The organism is Lachnoclostridium edouardi, from assembly GCF_900240245.1.
Classification (GTDB): Bacteria; Bacillota; Clostridia; order Lachnospirales; family Lachnospiraceae; genus Lachnoclostridium_A; species Lachnoclostridium_A edouardi.
In genome coordinates this window covers 2633888-2656825 of record NZ_OESQ01000001.1, presented here as the reverse complement: position 1 = coordinate 2656825, position 22938 = coordinate 2633888, and the positions used below count along the sequence as shown (strand labels likewise).

19 protein-coding genes and 1 tRNA gene are annotated in these 22938 nt (G+C 43.2%); 7 read left to right on the top strand and 13 right to left on the bottom strand.

Annotated features, from left to right (window positions below; translation table 11 throughout):
- Positions 1 to 7 precede the first annotated feature (7 nt).
- From metA to C1A07_RS12625, 5 genes are all read right to left on the bottom strand, one after another.
- Entirely contained in the window at positions 8 to 925 is a 918-nt protein-coding gene (gene metA / locus C1A07_RS12645) for a homoserine O-acetyltransferase MetA (RefSeq protein ID WP_101877415.1), read from the bottom strand.
- Positions 926 to 996: 71 nt separating this feature from the next.
- Positions 997 to 2967: an NAD-dependent DNA ligase LigA gene (gene ligA, locus C1A07_RS12640; protein WP_101877414.1), complete on the bottom strand. Its 1971-nt coding sequence runs from the start codon at positions 2965 to 2967 to the stop codon at positions 997 to 999.
- Positions 2949 to 3746, bottom strand: a complete 798-nt coding sequence (locus C1A07_RS12635) for a pseudouridine synthase (RefSeq protein ID WP_101877413.1) — start codon at positions 3744 to 3746, stop codon at positions 2949 to 2951. The genes ligA and C1A07_RS12635 overlap by 19 nt, the downstream gene beginning before the upstream one ends.
- A gap of 69 nt (positions 3747 to 3815) precedes the next feature.
- Complete coding sequence (queA, locus tag C1A07_RS12630) at positions 3816 to 4841, bottom strand: tRNA preQ1(34) S-adenosylmethionine ribosyltransferase-isomerase QueA (protein ID WP_101877412.1); 1026 nt, start codon at positions 4839 to 4841, stop codon at positions 3816 to 3818.
- A gap of 94 nt (positions 4842 to 4935) precedes the next feature.
- Positions 4936 to 5865, bottom strand: coding sequence for a hypothetical protein (locus C1A07_RS12625; RefSeq protein WP_101877411.1), 930 nt, complete (start codon positions 5863 to 5865; stop codon positions 4936 to 4938).
- Between the two features lie 137 nt (positions 5866 to 6002).
- On the opposite strand from C1A07_RS12625, the gene C1A07_RS12620 reads away from it, so the two are divergent.
- Positions 6003 to 6074 (top strand) — tRNA-Arg (locus C1A07_RS12620).
- A gap of 52 nt (positions 6075 to 6126) precedes the next feature.
- Here C1A07_RS12620 and C1A07_RS12615 read toward each other — a convergent pair.
- Both C1A07_RS12615 and C1A07_RS12610 read right to left on the bottom strand, forming a co-directional pair.
- Positions 6127 to 6630 (bottom strand): NAD(P)H-dependent oxidoreductase subunit E, encoded by a 504-nt coding sequence (locus tag C1A07_RS12615; RefSeq protein ID WP_101877410.1) that lies wholly within the window; start codon positions 6628 to 6630, stop codon positions 6127 to 6129.
- Between the two features lie 32 nt (positions 6631 to 6662).
- Positions 6663 to 6941 carry an acylphosphatase gene (locus tag C1A07_RS12610; protein WP_101877409.1) on the bottom strand — a complete coding sequence of 93 codons (279 nt, stop codon included), beginning with the start codon at positions 6939 to 6941 and terminating at the stop codon, positions 6663 to 6665.
- Between the two features lie 240 nt (positions 6942 to 7181).
- Here C1A07_RS12610 and C1A07_RS12605 point away from each other — a divergent pair, with 240 nt between their 5' ends.
- Positions 7182 to 8126, top strand: coding sequence for a DUF5688 family protein (locus C1A07_RS12605; RefSeq protein WP_101877408.1), 945 nt, complete (start codon positions 7182 to 7184; stop codon positions 8124 to 8126).
- Between the two features lie 96 nt (positions 8127 to 8222).
- Here C1A07_RS12605 and feoB read toward each other — a convergent pair whose 3' ends face one another.
- The 6 genes from feoB to C1A07_RS12575 form a co-directional block, all read right to left on the bottom strand.
- Entirely contained in the window at positions 8223 to 10226 is a 2004-nt protein-coding gene (feoB, locus tag C1A07_RS12600; protein WP_180952255.1) for a ferrous iron transport protein B, read from the bottom strand.
- Positions 10219 to 10455, bottom strand: a complete 237-nt coding sequence (locus tag C1A07_RS12595) for a FeoA family protein (RefSeq protein ID WP_101877406.1) — start codon at positions 10453 to 10455, stop codon at positions 10219 to 10221. The genes feoB and C1A07_RS12595 overlap by 8 nt, the downstream gene beginning before the upstream one ends.
- A 59-nt stretch (positions 10456 to 10514) precedes the next feature.
- Entirely contained in the window at positions 10515 to 12518 is a 2004-nt protein-coding gene (gene uvrB, locus C1A07_RS12590; RefSeq protein ID WP_101877405.1) for an excinuclease ABC subunit UvrB, read from the bottom strand.
- Between the two features lie 359 nt (positions 12519 to 12877).
- Positions 12878 to 14179, bottom strand: coding sequence for a site-specific integrase (locus C1A07_RS12585; protein WP_101877404.1), 1302 nt, complete (start codon positions 14177 to 14179; stop codon positions 12878 to 12880).
- Complete coding sequence (locus tag C1A07_RS12580) at positions 14173 to 15369, bottom strand: site-specific integrase (protein ID WP_330399525.1); 1197 nt, start codon at positions 15367 to 15369, stop codon at positions 14173 to 14175. The genes C1A07_RS12585 and C1A07_RS12580 overlap by 7 nt, the downstream gene beginning before the upstream one ends.
- Before the next feature lie 13 nt (positions 15370 to 15382).
- Complete coding sequence (locus tag C1A07_RS12575; protein ID WP_242972316.1) at positions 15383 to 15598, bottom strand: DNA-binding protein; 216 nt, start codon at positions 15596 to 15598, stop codon at positions 15383 to 15385.
- A 783-nt stretch (positions 15599 to 16381) separates the two neighbouring features.
- Between C1A07_RS12575 and C1A07_RS12570 the strand changes: the two genes are divergently transcribed.
- Genes C1A07_RS12570 through C1A07_RS12550 form a run of 5 tightly spaced genes read left to right on the top strand, consistent with a single transcriptional unit; the run spans position 16382 to position 22890 of the window.
- Positions 16382 to 16675 (top strand): hypothetical protein, encoded by a 294-nt coding sequence (locus tag C1A07_RS12570; RefSeq protein ID WP_242972368.1) that lies wholly within the window; start codon positions 16382 to 16384, stop codon positions 16673 to 16675.
- A 15-nt stretch (positions 16676 to 16690) separates the two neighbouring features.
- Positions 16691 to 17401, top strand: a complete 711-nt coding sequence (locus C1A07_RS12565; protein WP_101877401.1) for a hypothetical protein — start codon at positions 16691 to 16693, stop codon at positions 17399 to 17401.
- A gap of 13 nt (positions 17402 to 17414) precedes the next feature.
- Complete coding sequence (locus C1A07_RS12560) at positions 17415 to 18410, top strand: hypothetical protein (protein WP_330399524.1); 996 nt, start codon at positions 17415 to 17417, stop codon at positions 18408 to 18410.
- Positions 18411 to 19787, top strand: a complete 1377-nt coding sequence (locus tag C1A07_RS12555) for a C39 family peptidase (protein ID WP_101877400.1) — start codon at positions 18411 to 18413, stop codon at positions 19785 to 19787.
- A gap of 37 nt (positions 19788 to 19824) precedes the next feature.
- Entirely contained in the window at positions 19825 to 22890 is a 3066-nt protein-coding gene (locus C1A07_RS12550; protein ID WP_101877399.1) for a VirB4 family type IV secretion system protein, read from the top strand.
- Positions 22891 to 22938 lie beyond the last annotated feature (48 nt).

Genomic DNA, 22938 nt, shown 5'->3' with positions numbered 1-22938 from the left:
TCAGGCCTTACTCTTCACTGTCTAACAGATACGGAGTTACCTGGTAAACGTAATAGTTCAGCCAGTTAGAATACAAAGTTCCGGAGAAATTTCTCCAATTTAAAAGGGGGGTGGAGAAAGGATCATTATTTTCATAATAATTGCACGGCACCTTAGGATTCAGTCCCCTCTCCAAATCTCTGTGGTATTCTCCTGCCAATGTCATTCTGTCGTATTCAGGATGGCCCTGGACAAATACCTGACGCCCGTCTTTGCTGATTACAATCAGGATTCCAGCCTCCTCTGACTCTGCCAAAATCTCTAATCCAGGCTGTTTCTCTATATCTTCTCTGCGCACCTCTGTATATCTGGAATGAGGGCACAAAAATATATCGTCCATACTGCGCACCAAAGGCACTTTTCTGTGAATCACCTTGTGGCTGTACACTCCTGACAGCTTTTCTTTTCTGTTGTATTTAGGAATTCCATAATGATAATATAAACCGGCCTGAGCCCCCCAGCAAATATGCATAGTAGAGGTTACATGGCGCTTGCTCCACTCCATAATCTTAGTCAGCTCTTCCCAGTAATGCACCTGCTCGTATTCCATATTTTCCACAGGCGCTCCTGTAATAATCATACCGTCAAACTTTTTCTTTTTTATATCGTCAAAGTATACATAAAACTGATTTAAATGACTGGCAGAAGTATTTTTAGCCACGTGGCTGGATACCATGAGGAACGTACAGTTTACCTGCAAAGGAGTGTTAGACATTACCCTCAAAAGCTGCAGCTCCGTTTCTTCCTTTAACGGCATGAGATTTAAAATTAAAATTTCCAGTGGACGAATGTCCTGGCTTAAAGCCCTGGCTTCGTCCATAACAAATATATTTTCTGCCTCCAGCGCAGTTTTGGCCGGAAGCCCGTTTTGTACTTTAATGGGCATGTGCGTCAATTCCCTCGTTTTCTATATTTTCTGTATGCCATCATATCACAGATAAGTGCAAAAATCAAAGACTAACCTTCCCCTTCTGTAAGAAGCTTTAAAAAATCTTCCTCTGTCAAAATAGGGATTCCCAATTCTTTTGCCTTTTTATTTTTTGAAGATCCGGAAGTCGCGTCATTATTAATCAAATAAGAGGTTTTGGCAGTGACAGAGCCAGTTACCTTTCCGCCTTTCGCCTCAATAAAGGCCTGCAGTTCCTTTCTGTTGGAAAATTTCTCTACAGAACCAGTTACCACGAAGTTCTTTCCCTGGAATACCTGCTCTTCCTCATCTTCTATATCTTCATTTTCAATGGTCAGCTCACTAAGGAGATGGTCTACAATCTTATTATTTTTTTCTGAAGCAAAGAAGCTGCACCAGCCCTCTGCCAACACAGCTCCGATTCCGTCTACCTCCACCAATTCTTCCTCTTTGGCGGCTCTCATTGCCTGGAAATCATAATGGAAATGGCGGCAAAGTACTTTTGCGTTGGCAACTCCAATGCCTGTTATTCCCAACCCGTAAATCAGTCTGGGCAAGGTGGTGGCGGAAGCTTTTTTCACCGCTTCAATTAAATTGTCGTAAGACTTCTGCCCAAAGCCTTCCATTTCTACAATCGCTTCTTTATGTCTGTCTAAGTGAAATATATCAGCGTATTCGTGGATAAATCCTTCCCCGATAAACTTTTCCAGGGTAGCTTCAGAAAGCCCGTCAATATTTAAAGCGTCTCTGCTGACAAATAAAGTAAAGCTTTTTATTTTCTTTGCCTGACAGTCTGGATTTGTGCAGTAAAGGGATTTTACATCGTTAACCTGTCTGATTTCTGTAGGCCCCCCGCACACCGGACATTCTGTGGGAATATTTTTTACTCCGCTTCTTGTCAGGTTCTCTGCAATCTGGGGAATAATCATATTGGCCTTATATACTGTAATTTGATCTCCCTCTCCCAGCTGCAAAGACTCCATAATACTAATGTTGTGAACACTGGCGCGGCTGACTGTAGTTCCCTCCAGTTCTACTGGCTCAAATACTGCCACAGGATTAATCAGCCCTGTTCTGGAAGCGCTCCACTCAATATAACTCAGCTTTGTCTCCTGAGTTTCATCTGCCCATTTAAAAGCAATAGAATCCCTTGGAAACTTGGCTGTTCTGCCTAAGGAGCGGCCGTATTCAATGTCGTCAAATAACAGCACCAGCCCGTCAGACGGAACGTCATTTTTTTCCACTGCATGAGCAAATTCCTGTATCTTTTCAGAAAGATTCTCCCCTGTTACCATTTTCCATTCTACAGTTTCAAATCCCTGGTGTTTCAGCCACTGAAACTGCCGGTTTCTGGAATTATGAAAATCCACTCCCTCAGCCTGCACTAAAGCAAAGGCAAAAAAATGAACGTTTCTCTCAGCTGTAATCTGGCTGTTTAACTGTCTTACTGAGCCGCTGCAAAGATTTCTGGGATTTTTATATCTGGCGTCTACATCCTGAATTTCCTCGTTGATTTTCTTAAAATCAGAATATTTTATAACAGCTTCCCCACGTAAAATCAGCTGTCCCTTATAGCTGATATTTAAGGGCAGGTTAGCAAAGGCCTTGGCATTGTTGGTGATAACCTCGCCGATCTCCCCATTTCCTCTTGTAACAGCCTTACTGAGAACTCCTCCCTCGTAGGTAAGTACAATAGTAAGCCCGTCCATTTTCCAGGACAACAGCCCTTCTTTATCTCCCAGCCACTGCCCCAGCTCTTCCACGCTTTTTGTCTTATTTAAAGACAGCATAGGGCTGTCATGGGTCTCCTTTGGCAGCTGGCTAAGCACCTGATATCCAACCTTTTGAGTTGGGCTGTTTGAAAAAATAATTCCTGTTTCTTTCTCCAGATCTGTCAGCTGGTCATACAGTTTATCGTACTCGTAATTGCTCATCAGCTCCCGGCTTTCCTGATAATAAGCCTTTCCGGCTTCATTCAGGGTTTTAATCAGCTCTTTCATTTTCAGGATTTTTTCTTCCATATTCTGTCCTTTACTATTTTCCTTTCACTTTCCTTTTTTCTGTTTTCAGCCTTACCTGGCAAATTAGACGAGCCGGAAAGCAGCCTCTCCAGCTCTTCCATTTCTTCTGCCGTTATCTCCCTGTATTCTCCCAGCTTTAAATCTCCCAGTCTGATATTCATAATCCGCACTCTTTTTAAAGCCACTACCCTGTAGCCTAATGCCTGGCACATTCTTCGTATTTGCCTGTTCAGCCCCTGGGTGAGAATGATGCGGAAGGTATATCCTCCTGTCTTTTCTACAAAGCAAGGTTTTGTCACTGTATCTAAAATTTCCACCCCTGACCTCATTTTCTTTAAAAATTCTTCTGTCAAAGGCTGATTTACCCGAACCATGTACTCTTTTTCATGGTTGTTGCTTCCTCTAAGAATTTTATTTACAATATCCCCTTGATTTGTCATCAGAATCAGTCCTGTAGAGTCTTTATCTAAACGGCCTACTGGATATATTCTTACAGGGTATTGTAAATATTCTACTATATTAGGGGCTCTGTCTTTATCTGTTGTGGTGCACACAATTCCTTTCGGCTTATTTACTGCCAAAAGCACCGGCTTATCCTTCTTTTTTTCACTGACAGCCGCTCCCCTGCACACAATCCTCTCTGCGCCAGTTACCTTCATCCCCATAACTGCAGTTTTCCCGTCCACAGTTACTTCTCCGGCCTCAATCAGCCTGTCTGCCTCTCTCCTGGAACAGATTCCTGAATCACTTAAAAATTTGTTCAGGCGCATTTCTTCCATATTATTTTCTCCTGACTCATATTGTTTATTCCTCGCTTATCCTTCTCTGCCCACTGATAGCGCAGATTACTATTGAATAAACATCGCATCCCCAAAGCTAAAGAATCTGTACTTCTCCTGAATTGCCTTCTCATAAGCCGACAGCACATAATCTCTGCCTGCCAGGGCGGAAACTAACATTACTAAAGTGGATTCAGGTAAGTGGAAATTTGTAATTAAGGCATCTAAGATTTTAAATTTATAGCCTGGATAAATAAAAATATCTGTCCATCCGCTGCCTGGCTTTAATACTCCGTCCTCTCCAGCGGCTGATTCTAAGGTCCGGCAGCTGGTGGTTCCTACGCAGATCACTCTGCCTCCCTGTTTTTTTGCAGAATTAATTTTCTCCGCCTCTGATTCCTCCACCATATAAAACTCTGAATGCATGTGGTGATCCAATACATTTTCCACCTTTACAGGCCGGAAGGTGCCTAAACCTACATGTAAGGTTACATGGGCGATTTCCACCCCTTTTTCTTTTATCTGCTGCAGCAGCTCCTTTGTAAAATGAAGTCCTGCTGTAGGCGCCGCTGCAGAGCCGTCGTGCTTTGCATATACAGTCTGGTATCTGTTTTTGTCCTGCAGCTGATGAGTGATATAAGGAGGCAGGGGCATCTGCCCCAGCTGGTCTAATATTTCTTCAAAAATCCCTTCGTAGGAAAATTGAATTAATCTATTTCCCTCATCTACCACATCTATAATCTTTCCTTTTAATAATCCGCCTCCAAAAGAAATCTCAGCCCCCGGTCTGGCCTTTTTTCCTGGTTTTACAAGTACTTCCCAAATATCCTTTTCCTTTCTTTTTAAAAGCAGAACCTCAATCTTTGCTTCAGTATCTGTTTTAGTCCCAAACAAACGGGCCGGAATTACCTTAGTGTCATTAATCACCAGGCAATCTCCTTTTTTTAAGTAAGATAAAATATCCCGGAATACTTTGTGCTCTACCTCCCCCGTATGTTTATCTAACACCAAAAGTCTTGAGGAGGAACGGTCCTCTAAAGGGTCCTGGGCAATTAGCTCCTCAGGCAAATCAAAATAAAAGTCTTTTACATTCATAGTTTTTCTCCTGTCTTTATGTGAAAGAAAGCCGCCGCAGGCGAATCATGTCAACCTGCAGCAGCCCCCTGTACGCTTTTGCTTTTTCACAGTTTTATTCTGCGCCAGTTTCAGACGGCGCCTCTGTTTCCTGATTACTTTCCAAGGCCTGCTCAGTGTCCTCTAAAGCAGCGCTTTCTCCTTCTGCCTGGCTTTGTTCCTCAGAGGAACTGCTTTCCTCCACAGAAGCCTCCGTGGCAGGCTGAAGCAGATTTTCTTCTGTCTCATCTGAGCCATCTCTTAACATGCCGTAAGCGCTGGCCAGCTTTGTATCTGAGGCCACAGCCTCCTCCAGCTCTATATTCATCTGAGCTGCCAGCAGGCGGACGCTCTCTGTCTGCTCGATCTGAGCCACATACTTTAGAATCTCATCTGAAACATCCTCCACAATATAAAAGTTGCCACTTTCATCTTTTGTTACATAGCACCACATTAAATTGGGAGCCAAAGTATCTGTCACACGGAACTTAATATCAGTTCTCACATAAACTACATAGGAATTTTCATCCAGACCAGGCGCAGTATAACAGACAATGTTCTGGAAGGAGTCAATATATTTTGCTCTCCACTGCATTTTCTCCTGTAGGTCCTCTACACCTGTCATATCAGTCTTTCCGTACAAACGGTACATTGTTTCTGCATCACAGCTTACCTTTGCAGCACAATACTCTTCCATAAGAGCGTTTATTTCTGGTATTGCATCCTTTTTCAGTTCATCGCCATTCTCTGCGTCCTGATCCTGATTTTCAGAATCCGAACTGCCGGCTTCGCCGCCGTCCTCAGCATTGCTTCCAGAATCTCCCTCTATATCTGTAGATATCTCAGATACAGAAGGATCTGCGTCCGCTTCCTCTGCCTTTGGAGACTTGTCCATAATCACAATGACGAAAATCAGAATAATAACAATAAGGGGAATTACCAGCAGACGGACGGCTCTCTGTAAATCAAATCCGCCCAAGGGCATATTCTCTCTTCTTCTTTGCATTCCGGCTGTATCCTCCTATGATTGGATATTTATTAACCAAAGTCTCCGTATATTTTAACAAAATATTACATAAAAATCAACCAAAACTGAAATAAGTGCTTGCAGTTCCCCATATTCTGTAGTAAAATATCACTGTTGCACCTGTAGCTCAGTGGATAGAGCAGTGGCCTCCGGAGCTGCGTGCGTAGGTTCGATTCCTATCAGGTGCATTTGTAAAAATATAAACAAGGTCTTATTTTAAGCGAAAAATCAGGAAAGCGCTTAATATAAGGCTTTTTCTTTATTTTCCAGAGATTCTATGACCTGCTTTAATTCCTTTTCCCCTATGTGATTCACAATTTCCCCGTCTACTGAAATATTAGGACCTGATTTACATTGCTTTAAACAGTCCCTTGTCTCCAGCAATATACTTTTGTCTGATGATAAACCGTTTTTATCTGTCTTTAAAAGCTCTCTTGCCATTTTAATTAGCGGCGCGCTGCCATTTTCTTTACATCTGGCTCCAGTACACATAACTATTTTGTGCCTGTATGGCGCAGCCTTCAGGCTGGGATACAGCCTGACTAATGAATCTATCACTGTTTGTTTTACACCTGCAGTCTCCGCCGCTTTTTCTGCCATTTCCGGAGAAATAAATCCGCATATCTCCTGTATTTCAGAAAGCATAGCCACCAGCTGTTCCTGAGATTTCTTATCCTTTTGTTTTCCGTAATACTCAAAAACTTCCTTACATTCTTCATCTGACATTTGCTGATTCTTATTCACAATTTATTCCTTTCCATGGTCTATTTGGTCTATTACTTTATAGAAAAACTGCCCTCTGGCTGCACAGGAATTTCTTTTGCTTCTATATTGTCAATCTGAATAAATCTGGCCTGAAAAAGCTGCTCTATCATTTTTTCTATAGCCTCTGCCTTCCCCTGTACCTCCATTTCCACTCTCCCGTCCCACAAATTGCTCACCCAGCCTGTTAAACCTAAAGATTGTGCAATATAATGAGAACGGTATCGAAATCCTACTCCCTGTACCATTCCTGAAAAATATATATGTTTTCTTATATTTCTGTCCTCTTTCACTATTATCTCCTTTTCCCTATTGATTTAAAAACTTTTATTTCACTTCTTAATTTTCCGGTTTATATAAAATTCAGAATTTCCTGGTTGCGCCAAAGTTGGTCTTTCGATATAATAAAATTATTATTTTCAGGTCTGAATCTAAAACACTTCTATTTTTCCAGCTGCATACACTGCACAAAGAAAATCTTAAAATCAACTATTCCCTGATTTCAATTTTATATCTAAGGAGGTACATACGCAATGGCATATGATGTATTTCTGCAGCTTATTTTACAGGCTGTATCACATCTTTTTGGCTCTGATTACCTGATCTCTCTGGAACAAGTCCGCAAAAATAACGGAGTTTTACTTCAAGGGCTGAATATCTGGCACAAAAACAGCTTTATAGGTTCTACCATTTATATGGAAGCTTTTTATCAGCAATGTCTCAATCATATTCCTATTGAACATTTGGCAGAAGATATTTTCCAGCTGTTCCATGAAAATGCAGTCTCAGAAGATCTGATGGAAAATACTTTTTCAGATTTCTCTTCTGCCAGTAAAGCACTTGCCTACAAACTGATTCATACAGGCGATAATAAAGAGCTTCTAAAAACCCTTCCCCATATTCCTTTTTTAGATCTCAGCATAACTTTTTATTTGGCTCTCCACACAAGCGATCATTTTTACAGCTCTCTGATTACTACTTCTCAAATGGACCACTGGCATCTGACTGTTCAGGACTTATTTCAGGCCGCTCATTATAATACCCCTTTACTATTTCCTTATCAATTAAATACTATGGATCATCTTCTGACTCAGATGGCAAATGTCTCTGAATCAGAAGACTGTGAACAGCTGGTAGATAATATTATTAAGCAGTGCAGAAAGGAACGGCCTGCTATGTATGTTCTCACTAATATGTGTGAAACCTTTGGCGCCTGCTGCCTTTTATATCCAGGTATTCTCAACTCTCTGGCCTGCAGTATTGGAACTGATTTAATTATTCTGCCCTCCAGTATCCACGAGGTCTTGCTTTTGCCAGACAACGGGAAGTCTTCTTACCAGGCTTTAAACCATATGGTAGCTGAGGTAAATGCCGGGGAGGTTGCCAGGGAGGAGTGGCTGTCTGACCACATTTATCTTTATTCCCGCCATTCTGACAGCATCTATATGCCCTCTGGGATATGCGCCAGACTTCCGTAAATGATAATCTTCCTATATACATATACTGCAAAAAAGGAAGCTCTGCAGATTAATTTTAATCTACAGCTCTCCCCTTTTTCATTATCAAACTTTTTTTTAAAAAATTCTGCTTCCGATTTGATATACCAGCACTGCGCCTGCCCATGCAATAAGCAGCTGAAATCCAACCATTTTCAAGGTCCAAGCCCACGATCTAGTTTCCCGCTTAATAGTTGCCACCGCCGCCATACACGGAGAATAAAGCAGGCAGAAAATCATTAAAGCGTAGGCGCTGACCGCTGTAAAGCCGCTGTTATTTAACAGCTGAGACAAAGCGTCCATGCCTGAAGCAGAGTTTATATTGTTGATGCCATAAAGCACAGAAAAACTGGACACTACTACTTCCTTTGCTGATAACCCGGAGATTAAAGCCACTGCAATCTGCCAGCTTCCCAGGCCTGCAGGAATCAACACAGGAACTAAAAGTCGGCCGAACATTGCGGCAAAGCTGTTAGACACATCATCTACAAACCCTTCTGTTCCAGTGTTTAATACAAACCACAAAATTATTGAGGCAATGAAGATAGTAGTACCTGCCTTAGATAAATAATCCTTTACTTTATCCCACACATAAATCGCCACTGTTCTGGCATTAGGCGTTTTATATTCTGGAAGCTCAATTAAAAGTGTATCCTCTTCATCAGAAGGATTCATTTTATGTACTATAAAGGCTACGATTATGGCCACTGCCAATCCCACCAAATACAAGGAATATGCTACATATAAGGCGTGATCCGGAAAAAACATGTCTGCAAACAGCACATAAATAGGAAGTCTGGCTGAGCAGGACATAAAAGGCGTAATCAGTATTGTCCTCTTTCTGTCTTTTTCACTTGGCAGGGCTCTGGTAGCCATAACTGCAGGCACTGTACAGCCAAATCCCAGCAGCATAGGAAGAAAGGCTTTTCCAGACAGGCCTACCATACTCATAGTCTCATTCATTACATAGGCAACCCTGGCCATATACCCGCTGTCCTCTAAAAATGCCAATGCCAAAAACAAAATAAATATATTAGGCAGAAATGTAAGAATTCCTCCTACTCCCGCTACAATTCCGTCTACAATCAAAGCTGTCATCCAGGAAGCTACCTGCAGATTGTTTAGCAAAGCTAATAGATTTACAGAAACCCAGTCTAAACCTATTTCAAAGTAGCCTTTCAAAAAGTCGCCTACTGTAAAAGTAAAAAAGAAAACCGCCGCCATAATCCCAAGAAAAATAGGAATCCCCCACACTGGATGAGTTAAATATACGTCGATTTTGTCTGTGGCCGCTTCCTTTTCATCTTTATTAAATAAACACTCTTTAATAATCTCATCTATATAGTCGTATTTCTCATTAATAATCTGCTTTTCATAGCTTTTAGACACAATATTTTTCATGTCTACAGGATGGTCCTTGCCCACTTCCTCATCAAACTCCAGAAGCTTAATGGCGTGCCAGCGCATATTTTCCATTTCCCCATACTTAGACTGAAGCGCCTGCTGCGTCTCCATAATTTTGCCTTCCAGGAAGCTGTCATATCGGACCACGATTCCTTTGGGACCTTCCTCATAGTGATGCACTACTGCGTGCATCAGCACATCCAAACCTGTTCTCTTTCTGGCGGACACAGGAACTACTGGTATTTCCCCCAGCATTTCAGGAAGGCGGTGAAGATCAATCTCCATACCTCTTTCTTCCACAATGTCCATCATATTTAAAGCTAAAATAACAGGCTTTCTCAGTTCCAAAAGCTGCAAAGTCAAGTATAGATTTCTTTCTAAAGACGAGGCGTCTACAACATTAATGATTACATCCACCTCGTTATCTTCAATACACTTTCTGGTAACAATTTCCTCTATTGTGTAGGAGGTTAAGCTGTAGATTCCCGGAAGATCAATCACCTTAATAGGCCTTCCTTTATAATTCATCTGTCCTTCTACACGCTCTACTGTTACTCCCGGCCAGTTGGCTACCTTTAAATTAGCCCCGGTGAAAGCATTAAATAAGGTGGTTTTTCCACAGTTTGGATTTCCCACAAAACCCACCCGTATCTCTCTCTCACTACTGCTGTCAGCCATTTTGCGGCACCTCCCTGACCTGAATTCCATCTGCAATTCTTCTGCCTAAAGCCAGTCTTGTTCCTCTGACCTTTATAATTAAAGTGCCGCTTCCTTTTTTATTCATAACTGTGACAAAAGTGCCTTCATTTACGCCTAAAGCCTCCAGCCTTCTTGTCAGCCTCTCGTCCACAACAACATTCTCAACCTGATATACAGACCCTATCTGTCCCTCATGCAATTTGCTCATATTTTTCCCTCCGAATTACATGGAGATTGTAGCATTATTGAGAATAATTGTCAATAACATCAGGCGCCCTCTATTTCTAAAAGCATCTGTTTTACTTCAATCATTCTGTCTCTTAATTTTGCTGCCTCCTCAAAGTTCAGCTCTGCGGCCGCCTGATGCATTTTCTTTGTAATCTCCTTTATCAGCTTATGCAGCTCTGCAGCATCCATAGACTCTGGATCTTTCTTAAAGTCATCCTGACTTTTTTCAGCTGCCTTAGAAATAGCAATTAAATCTCTCACTGCCTTTTTAATTGTAGTAGGGGTAATTCCGTGTTCTTCATTATACTGCTGCTGCAGCTTCCGGCGGCGCTCTGTCTCTCCAATCGCTTTTTTCATGGAATCCGTCATATTGTCCGCATACATAATTACATGACCTTCACTATTTCTGGCGGCGCGCCCAATTGTCTGAATCAGGGAGGTCTCTGATCTTAAAAAGCCTTCTTTATCTGCATCTAAAATAGCTACCAAAGTGATCTCCGGAATATCCAGGCCCTCTCTTAAAAGATTGATGCCTACCAGCACGTCAAATACATCTAATCTCATGTCTCTTATAATTTCTGCCCGCTCCAAAGTATCAATATCTGAATGTAAATACTTTACCCTGATTCCCACTTCCCGCATATAGTCTGTCAGATCCTCTGCCATTCTTTTTGTCAGCGTAGTAATCAGCACCTTGTGATGTCCCTCTACCTCTTTATTCACCTCTGAAATCAGATCATCAATCTGTCCCTCTACAGGCCGCACGCTGATCTCAGGGTCCAAAAGTCCTGTTGGCCTGATAATCTGCTCCACTCTCATCAGCTCATGCTCTTCCTCATAAACAGAAGGTGTAGCAGACACAAACATCATCTGATTAATTTTTTCTTCAAATTCTGTAAAATTTAAAGGCCTGTTGTCCAAAGCCGAAGGCAGGCGGAAACCATATTCTACCAATGTTTTCTTTCTGGATCTGTCTCCGGCATACATGCCCCTCACCTGGGGAAGCGTAATATGGGACTCGTCCACAATAATCAGAAAATCATTTGGAAAATAGTCCAGCAAGGTACACGGCGGCTCCCCTTCCTTAGTGCCGTTTAAATGACGGGAGTAGTTTTCAATTCCTGAACAAAATCCAGTTTCTCTCATCATTTCCACGTCAAAATTGGTTCTCTCTGATATTCTTTGAGCCTCCAGCAGCTTATCCTCACTTTTAAAAAATGTTACCTGCTCCTTCATTTCTTTTAAAATTTCTTCTGTAGCCGCCATCATTTTTTCCTTTGGCACAACATAATGGGAAGCCGGAAAAATAGCCAAATGCCCCAGTTCAGCCTTAATTTCTCCTGTAAGAGTGTCTATTTCTGTAATTCTGTCAACCTCGTCCCCAAAAAACTCTATTCTGTACGCCTCGCTGCCAGAATAAGCAGGAAATATCTCCAGCACATCTCCACGGACTCTAAAGGTTCCGCGGTGAAAATCCATTTCATTTCTGGTATACTGAATATCAATCAGCTTATGGATGACTTCATCCCTGTCTTTCACCATACCTGGCCTGAGAGAAATTACCATTTCCTTATAATCAATAGGGCTTCCCAATCCGTAAATGCACGATACAGAAGCCACAATAATCACATCCTGCCTCTCCGACAAAGCCGCCGTGGCAGAATGGCGCAGCTTGTCGATTTCATCGTTAATCGCTGAGTCCTTCTCAATATAAGTGTCAGTAGAAGGCACATAGGCCTCCGGCTGATAGTAATCATAATAGGAGACAAAGTATTCCACTGCGTTACTCGGAAAATACTCTTTGAACTCACCATAGAGCTGTGCTGCTAAGGTCTTATTGTGCGCTATTACCAAAGTCGGCTTATTTAACTGGGCAATCACATTAGCCATGGTAAAGGTCTTGCCAGAACCCGTAACCCCTAGTAAAGTCTGGAATTGATTGCCTTCCTGAAACCCTTTGACCAGCGCCTCAATGGCCTGGGGCTGGTCGCCGGTGGGGGCGTATTCGGAATGTAATTCGAAGATTTTTTGTTCATTTTGCATAAAATCCACCTCCAGATTTCAAAGTAAAAAAGGACGCCTATAAGGCAAAAATTCGTCGTGGAACTTTTTATTTTCGTCGTAGCGTTTCCTCGGATCGTGACAAAATAGGTCCACGACGAATGCCGTTCACAATTTGCTTTTTTTACAACCTGTTGCACCCATGTAATTCTATATGGACGAAACAGGAACAAACCATATAAAAAGGACTCAGGCATTGGACTTTAGTATACCAAAAAGCAACGAGCCAAGTGACTGCTTGCAGGCATTTGGCGACTGCCATCGATAGTAGGCGCTCTGCGTCTACTATACCACAAACGATTTCAAAAGTACAGAAGCAGTGAACATCTGTTCTTCTGTTTTTATGCTGTCCTTGGAAGGAATTCTGTTACATCCACCACAATTTCCAGCAGTTCGTTTTTAAAGAGCTCATTTTCTTCCATATTTGGAAGCACCATTTTCATATACTCCTCTATTTCCGGTACTCCATCCGCTATAATCTCCCTGTTGTCAGCATAGACATCCATTGTTATTAGTTCCTTGGCATGCCCCATAAGCTTTGATACTGCTTTCGGATTAAACTCTTCTTTCAGCAAAAGCGTACAATAGGTACTGCGTAAATCATGCCAGCGAATATCCGGCAGCCCGCTTTCAGCCAGAAGTTGTTTATAATACTTGCAATGGAATCCTTTACTCCTTGGTCTGCCATAAGCAGAACAGCAAATATAGTCCAAATCCTGAAACTCTCTCTTTCGACGATTTCTGTTTGCTTCATACACCTGCCGTTCCTTTAAGATTTCCTCAAAGACATAATCTGGAATAGGAATTTCTCTGTAACTGGATTTTGTCTTTAACCCCACCTCCTGTTTCGTAAATGTTTTAGGTGCAAAATCTTCTTTTTTCGCATTATGTATCCTTCCCAACTGTCGGTTCACATTTAAGGTTCTGTTAATATAATCGATATCCGAATATTTTACGCCATTGATTTCGGATCTGCGAAGTCCCATAAGAACTCCAAAAAGTACCTGCATATGAATCGGAGTATCTCTGCTTTTCTCCAGTAAAACCAAAATCTGCTCCATCGTCAGTGTTTTCTGTGTGTCAATGCTTCTGCTTCTGAAGGCTGTTTTCTTCTGTGATGTTTCTGTTTTAGGTAATCCTACTCCCTCCACTGGACTAACAGAAATCACTTTGCTCGTTACCGCATACCGAAAAGAGACATTCATGATTGTTTTTACCTGCTCTGCTACTGACCTTGAATAACTCGCCTTTGCATTAAACAATTTTTGAATGTCTCCACGGGTAACATCCGCCATTCTTTTATTTCCTAAAGCTGGAATGATATGATTATTTACTGTATTGCAGTAATTATAATAGGTTTCATGGCTTTCAGTCCGTTTTCCTATGTCTATCTCTAGCCAGGAAAGCATAAACTCTGCAACCTTTACATTCGAATACACAATAAATGTACCATTGTATAATTCTGCAATCGTCTTCTCTCTTGCCTTATTCGCCTCCTTCTCTGTTTTAAAACCCGATTTCTGGTACGGCTTTTCGCTTCCATCCAGATATTTTAAAAATATCCTGTAGCCGAATCCTGAGCGCACAGGCATTACCTGTGACACTCTCCATTCGACATAATTCTTCAAATCCAACTTTAACATATAGAAGCACCGCCTTCTGGAATAAAAGTATGATTCATAAATGTAATAATCTGCTCATTCTCATCCATGACCTCACAATAATATTCAAATGTTGTATTAACACTTGCATGCCCCAACAGAGCTGATATTTTAATCAGAGGAACCTTCTGCTCTATCAAGATCGTTGCATACATATGGCGCAGACCATGCACTGTAATATGAGGTAAGCCATTCCTGGAGCATAATTTTGTCAAAGCGCTGTTCATGGCGGCTGTTGAATGTGGTAATCCATTTTCCTGACACGAGATATAACCGTGATCAAAATATTGTTCGCCATACTGCTGCTTATTTGCTTCAACCAAAATTTTTCTTTTCTCAATTTCCTTTGCAACAGCCTCCGGTATCCGCAGAAGACGGTAACTGTTATCTGTCTTTGGCGGCTTCTCTATAACTTCATATGACTGAATTTTTCTCGCACCCTTTGGAACAATAGGATTCGATGTAATCTGCCGTTGAATGTAGATGGTTCTGTTTTGTGGATCAAAATCTCCAAATTTCAAGCCGGAAATTTCTCCTTTTCTAAGCCCACAGAACAGTCCCAGTAAAATCTCCAAATACCATCCGCTATTATATGCAGCTTTCAAAAGCCTTTTCACATTTGCTTTATTTAAAATAATAATAGTTGGTTTTCTTCTTGGGTAGGGTTTGGTTGCTGGTATTGGATTTCGCCTAATATAGTCTTGTATTACAGCCTCTTTCATTGCCATATTTAAAAGCTCTCTGGACTTGTTGCCTGCCGACTCGCATACTTTTGATACAACTGCCAATAAAGAATCAAAATACTCCTCATTCGCATATCGTAATTTTATATCCTGCTGCATATTCGGAAGAATCAGGTCATACAGCACATAGGCGCAGACCATACGAGTTGTATTCTCAACCCTCTGGGAAAATACATCCTCAAACCAATAAAGCAGGTAATCCCTTAAATTAACATCTGGGTTCGGTTTTGATGCCATCTGATAGGCTCTGGACGCTTTCTTAAACTCTTCCTCATATCGGTAATAACTTGCTTCCGCTTCGGCCTCACTCTGAAATCCACCTCGCTTACTATATTTTACAGAACCATCCGGTTGTAACACCTTAATTCTGTGAAACCATGAAGTTTCCTCATAAAAGGCTACTCCGTTTTTCTTTTCTGGCTGTTTCACTAAATCACCTCGTTTATAGACCACCATTCAGCCAGTCATCAAATCCTCTCTTTGGCACTCTGAAAAGCTTACCAATTTTAAGAACTTTGAATGGCGGATTTTTCTGCTTATACACTTCTTCAAGAAACATATAAGATTTGCTCTTTCCGATTCCAAGCATACGCTGGATATCGGCTGCTAGGTATACCTGCTGATCAATCCCCACTCCATTCTCTTCATTTGCTGACATTATTTATCCCTCCTTCCTAATTTCCTGTGCAGCGTCCAGTCCCACTTTCTTCCATGATATCATGCTATCCCGTATTTCTCCTGAAGATAGCATTTTTCATTATCTGAAGTGAAATCAGTCAGGTCCTTGCTATGAACTTGCTTCATATTTTATATACGAATTGGACCTTTGACCTTTCAACTGCAAATATAATGTTTTTCTATATAGATTAAGGCTGTGGAATTTTCGCACATTCATCAGGCCACTTCCTGCGCCAACGTTTTTGCCGCGTATTTCAGATGTTGCTGTGCAATTTTTAACCAGGGGGCGAGCTCTTTTCAAGTCATCGCACACTATCCTCCTGTATCTGTATAAATCCTGAATTGTGCTGTGAAATTGCCAAGGTTCAAAGAGACATATCATATTTTAACATGACCCATATGCTATATAAATAAGGGGAACACCTCCTCTTTTCTGCACATTCTGCAACTATTTTTTAATAAAAAACGCTGGCACAACATTGGCACAAATCCGCAGGATATTGGCACAGTTCTGCTCTTTCGCCGTAAATACCGATATGTTAAACTAAGTATGCTCAAACGTATACCTAACAGACTGAAATCAGAAAGCCATGCTTCCTCCAAAAGTGTGGCTTTCTTTTTCTTTTCTGTATGGAAATCACAGGATAAGGAGGCTTACAACTTGAAAAAGAAATCAGAAGCAACGCCGGTTCTCTTTCCGGAAAGAAAAAAGAAGCTGAAAAAGCACCTGACAAAAACAGCCTGCTATGCATGCTTCTTTGCCATGACCTCTCTGATGTGTGCACAGCCCGTTTATGCATCTACGGATGTGTGGACAAAAGCAGGCGAAATCATGAAGGATGTGTATAACCAGATCGTCCTTATATCAACAGTTGCCGCCATTGTCACCGCTTCGGTTGCCCTTTTGATGATGAATTTTTCCAGAAGCGGACGGACGGTAGATGAAAGCAGGGCATGGCTGAAACGTATTTGCATTACATGGGCTATTTTAAATGGTCTTGGCTTCATCATGGCTTATGTTACGCCGTTCTTCTCTGACGGAAAATGGACTGGTTAAGGGAGGTGTGACTTTATGGGAATTTTAGACGGGATTGTGGAATGGCTTGCCAAGCAGGTCATGCATGGTCTTGACCTCATCAGCACATCCGTATTAGGAGCACTGGGCTGCGATATGGATGTTTTTTTACGCTATTTCCCTGCTGCAGAAACCATGTATAAGGTTTTCGTCGCCCTGTCCATCGGCTTGATTCTGCTTAACTGGGTATGGCAGCTTTTCAAAAATTTCGGTCTTGGCGCTGGAATTGAAGCGGAAGATCCTGTAAAACTCAGCATCCGATCCGTCTTATTCATCCTGCTGGCTTATTTCTCTGATGATATTGTAAGCATGGCTCTGAAAATTGGAGGCACTCCCTATGCATGGATTATGGATTCGGAACTTCCTGCCATCAGCTTTGCAGATTTCAATTCCGTCATGCTGGTTATCATCGGAGCCTGCGCCAATGGCGCAGTTGCCCTGATTACCCTGATTCTGGTGATCATCCTTGCATGGAATTATCTGAAGCTTCTTCTGGAAGCGGCAGAACGGTATGTCCTGCTGGGCGTTTTAATTTATACTGCTCCGGTTGCCTTTTCCATGGGCGCATCCCAGTCTACCTCCAATATATTTAAGTCCTGGTGCCGGATGCTTGGCGGACAGATGCTTCTTTTGGTAATGAATGCCTGGTGTCTGCGCCTTTTCACTTCCATGGTAGGCACCTTTATCGCAAACCCACTGTCACTGTAGGAAGGAGGTTCTTTTGAAGCGTATCAAACATTTACTCAGTGCATCCTTTTTTGCACTGTCCTTGTCTTTTTATCATACCCTGACTGTTTTTGCCGTTTCTGAAGGTGAGCTTCAGGCACAGGTAGAAGCGGCCGGAAAAGAAACGGTTTCAGGGAATGTACTAATCTGGTTTCTGTGTGCCATTGCCTTTCTTAAGGTTTCCCAGAAAATTGATTCGTTTATGTCTGCCTTGGGAATCAATGTAGGGCACACAGGCGGCTCCATGCTGGCAGAAGCTATGATTGCCGCAAAAGGAATCGGATCTGTCCGAAACTTTTCCAGTCATTATTTTGGCGGCGGAAGAAGCAGCCATTCTTCCCATGTCAATTCCGGCTCCAGTGTCAGCGGCGGATTTCTGGCAGGCGGTCTGGCCGGCGTAGTAAGCCGTTCTGTAACCCAAAGCGCCGTCAAAGCCGCTGTCTCTCCGGCTTCTTCTGCTGCTTCTGGAAACAACAGGACTGGAGGCGGGTTAAGCGGTCTTGCTGAAACCGCGGCGGCTGGTATTGGAGGACAATTATATTCCGCATCCGTCAGCAAAGGAGGGGATTTTGCAAATGATGTGATTGGTACAGTAGCGGCTGGAGCGATTTCTTCTACCGGTTCCATAACAGGAGAAAAGGCCGAACAGGCGCTTTATTCCTATATGGGATATGCCGCATTGGAGGAAGGTGCTGAACATGTCCCCTCTTTTTCCAATGTAGAAATCGGAGGCGGTCGTATTACCGGTACGGAGGTTTCCGAAAGTTATCCGGAAGGAATTGCCTTTGGTATGTACCATACGGAGCAATACACAGCGCCGGAAGGTTCCTATACTACAGTTCATGCTGCTGACGGTTCTTCCTGGTATAAGCAGTATGCTGCTGATTCTGTAGATAAATCTCCTTACATGGCTCCGGATGGTTCCATTGCCTACAAGGAGACCATTGTGAAAAAACTTCCCCCAACGCCCAAAAGAAAGGACCGGATATAAATGAAAAATCAGAACCAAACCAGCTTTGGCGAAGACTTGACAGCTGGTTTCTCAGCAGCCCATACCTTGCGGGGAGCTGTTAAAACAGGAAAACTCTTTTCTCAGGCTGCAAAAGGGACTGCCGCCGGCGGTCCTTATGGCGCTGCCCTTGGCGCTCTATGGGAAAGCCGGAAACACCTTGGAACGATTGCAACTGTGTTCTCCTTTTTTCTCATCCTGCCTGTTCTTTTTCTGCTTCTGCTTCCAGGGCTTGTTTTTGACGGTCTGGGAAATTCCGTTTCCCCCGCTGATCCAGAGCATCCCCTTCTCAACAGTGAACTGGCAATCATGGAAAACTGCAATGAAATCTCATTTACGCTGAATGCCATTTTAACAGAAGGGATGGAAGATGTAACATCCAGAATCGAAACAGATTTTGCAGCCTCCGGCGGCGATGGAATGGAAATTCTGAATCCCTATGAAGAAAATCCCGTTTATAACGCCAACCTCTTTGCAGCCCAGTACTGTGCAGCGAAAGCCGAGAATTTCAGGGACATATCCATTTCCAACATGGCTGACATCCTGCGGCAGAATAAACATCATCTATACTCCTTCCAACGCAGGGAGGAACTGCGGGAGATAACAGAAACAGACCCCGAAACAGGGGAAGAGACCTCCACAACAGAAACATGGCTGATTTACACCATTGTTTACAACGGAGAAGCCTATTTTGCGGACCAGGTGTTTTCTTTAACAGATGAGCAGAAAGAACTGGCTGGAAATTATGCGGAAAATCTCAGCCTGTTTCTGGGAGACGGACTGCTGCAAAGCCTGGACAGCTGGACTGGAAACAGCATCCCCTCTCTTGGGAATGTGCAGTTTTCTGATGGAGTAACGGAAGTCATTTATTATAACCAGATGGATGAGCGATATGCCGGAAAGCCCTATGGTACCGATCATATCGGCAGCTCAGGCTGCGGTCCTACTGCCATGGCAATGGTCGTATCCTCCCTTTCCGGAACAATCGTAGATCCAGTGGAAATGTCCCGATGGTCTTATGAAAACGGATACTGGTGCAAAGGAAGCGGCTCTTATCATGCATTAATCCCTGCAGCAGCCAAGCATTGGAATCTTCCAGTGTCCGGCTGTACTTCCTCCGAACCCCAGAGGATTCTGGATGCCCTTTCTGAAGGAAAACTGGTAGTGGCAATCATGGCAAAAGGTCATTTTACCAAATCCGGTCATTTTATTGTTTTACGGGGTGTGGAGAACGAAAAAATAAAGGTTGCTGATCCTGGCAGCTATAACCGGAGCGGACAGCTCTGGGATTTATCCATCATCTTAAATGAGGCCAGTCGGCGGGCAGGGGCTGGCGGTCCTTTCTGGATTATCGGCTGAATGTCTCCTGTCCGGCTATGAAAGTGAGGGAATGAACATGAACAATCAAAGTGACCACGATACCTATATCATTCCGCCGAATTTCGTGGATACGGGAACCTTCTTCGGCGGAATGTTTAAAGCTCGTAATGTAATCGAAGCGGGAATCCTTGCAGCCGCAGTCGGACTTCCGCTTTTTATTTTTATCCCCCTTGGACTTACCCCGCGCATTGTCATTTTATGCCTGACCGCTCTCCCTCTTATGCTGGTTGCCCTGATCGGCATATCCGGAGAAAGCCTGAGCGCATTTTTGATTATTTTTCTGAAATACCTGAAAAACCGCCGGATTATTGGAAAAGCAGATACTGTGGGTTCGACAGGAAAGGCTTCTAAAGAAAAACAACCTGAAAAAGCAAAAAAAGAAAAATCGAAGCCTGCCCATAAAGCTGCATCCTCTCCGTCTACTGCTCATAAACGGTTACTTCCAAAAGATACCGGAGACTTCCCTGCTGAATTTGATGAGGTACGCGGATATGAACTGCGGCAAAAGCTGCGTCCGGTAAGCAAAAAGGCACCTGTAACTAAAAAGAAACCAAAGCAGGAAAAAAAGAAAGCTGAAAAAGAGACTTCTCAAAAGAAACGGAAAAATCAGGCTTCCGCCCCATCTTTTTTCAATCCAGTGGCAGAATATCTACCCATAGAAAAAGTGGAACATGGAATTATCTATACCAAAGACCACAGGTTTGTGAAGGTTGTGGAGGTCATTCCAATCAATTTTCTGTTGCGCAGCGCCAGGGAGCAGAGAAACATCATCTACTCCTTTGTTTCCTATTTAAAAATAAGCCCTGTCAAACTGCAGTTTAAGGTTCTGACACGCAGGGCAGACATTGGAAGTCATTTGAAAACAGTACAACAGGAAATGGAACAGGAAACCAATGAACAATGCCGTCTGATGCAGGAGGATTATCTGCAGTTTGTGCAGCAGATCAGTTCCCGTGAAGCCGTTACTCGCCGGTTCTTTCTCATATTTGAATATGAACCATGGAACAATACCAAGCGTTCCGAGGAAGAAAAGGAGGCTATCCTTTCTCTGGAAAGCGCCGTCCACACTGCCTCAAATTATCTGCGACAGTGCGGAAATGAGGTCCTGATTCCAGAAAATGAAGATGAATTTACTGCAGACGTCCTTTATAACCTGCTCTGTCGGAATGAAAGTGCTGTAAAACCGCTCTCTGCCAAAGTCAAAGAAGTAGTCGGGCAGTATGTTTCCCAAGGAAGGACATCGGAGACAGAACATATTCCAGTTACGGAGTTTATTGCTCCCCAGAGCATTGACTTTACCCATGGACGCTATATCTGCATTGACGATCTGTACTATGCTTATCTTTTGGTTCCTTCAGACGGCTATAAAACCCAGGTTCCCGCCGGCTGGCTCAGCCTAATCGTAAATGCAGGGGACGGAATTGACATGGATATGTTCCTCTCCCGTCAGCCAAAAGAACGCATTATCCAGAAGGTCGGTCAGCAGCTAAGGATAAACCGTTCCAAAATCAAAGATGCCAGTGATACCAATACGGACTTTGACGACATTGACAGTGCGATCCGAAGCGGCTACTTTCTGAAGGAAGGACTTGCCAATCACGAGGATTTCTATTTTTTGAATCTTTTGATTACGATTACCGCTGCCAGCCTGGAAGATCTGGAATGGAAGGTCAGCGAAATGAAAAAACTTCTTCTGTCTCAGGATATGCGGGTAAGCTCCTGCCATTTTCGGGAGGAACAAGCTTTTTTAACTGCCCTTCCTCTGGTATCTGTGGAAAAAGGACTGTACGAACGAAGCAAGCGGAATCTGCTGACAGGAGGGGCTGCAAGCTGCTATCCCTTTACCAGTTATGAAATGTGTGATGACAACGGCATTCTGCTGGGTGTCAATAAATACAACAGCTCCCTGATTATTGTGGACATTTTTAATTCTGCCGTCTATAAAAATGCCAATATGGCGATTCTGGGAACCAGCGGGGCAGGCAAAACCTTTACCATGCAGCTCATGGCGCTCCGGATGCGGAGAAAAGGGATTCCAATCTTTATCATAGCTCCCTTAAAAGGACATGAATTCCACCGCGCCTGCGCCAATGTGGGGGGAGAATTTATTCAGATTTCCCCAGCCAGCCCCCACTGCATCAATGTAATGGAAATCCGGCGTGTGGACCGTTCTGTTAATGAACTGCTGGATGGTCCCAGTATCCAGTTATCCGAACTGGCACAGAAAATCCAGATGCTTCATATTTTTTTCAGCCTGCTCATTCCGGATATGACACACGAAGAACGGCAGCTTCTGGATGAATCCCTGATCCGTACTTATAACAGAAAAGGAATCACCCATGATAATGACTCCCTGGAAGATCCAGACCATCCGGGACAGTACCGCCCCATGCCAGTTTTAGGCGACCTGCATGAAGTCTTAACGGAATCGGCTGCCACCCGCCGCATGGCAAATATCCTGAATCGGCTCGTCCATGGTTCTGCCAGCACCTTTAACCAGCAGACCAATGTATCGCTGGATAATAAATATACGGTGCTGGATATTTCTTCCCTGACAGGCGATTTGCTGACTGTCGGGATGTTCGTTGCCCTTGAATTTGTATGGGACAGGGCAAAGGCAGACCGGACAGAAGAAAAGACCATTTTTATTGATGAATGCTGGCAGCTTCTGTCCGGCGCAGGTGCAACCGGAACCCGCCTTGCCGGAGATTTTGTTCTGGAAATTTTCAAAACAATCCGCGGCTATGGCGGTTCGGCTGTCTGTGCGTCACAAGATCTCAACGATTTCTTCAATCTGGACGAAGGACGGTTTGGAAAAGGCATCATCAACAACTCCAAGACCAAGATTATCCTGAATCTGGAAGATGACGAGGCCATGCGTGTCCAGACCACGCTGCACCTGTCCGATGCGGAAATCATGGAGGTCACGCATTTTGAACGGGGAAGCGGACTGATCAGCACCAACAATAACAATATCATGGTAGAGTTTAAGGCAAGCCCGTTGGAGAAGGATCTGATTACCACCGACCGCAGAGAACTGAAAGACCTAGCAGCCAGAAAACGAATGGAACAGGCTGGCTGACAGTGAATGCGTCCCGATTGCGTACTGTTTACGTCTTTTGTAAAACTG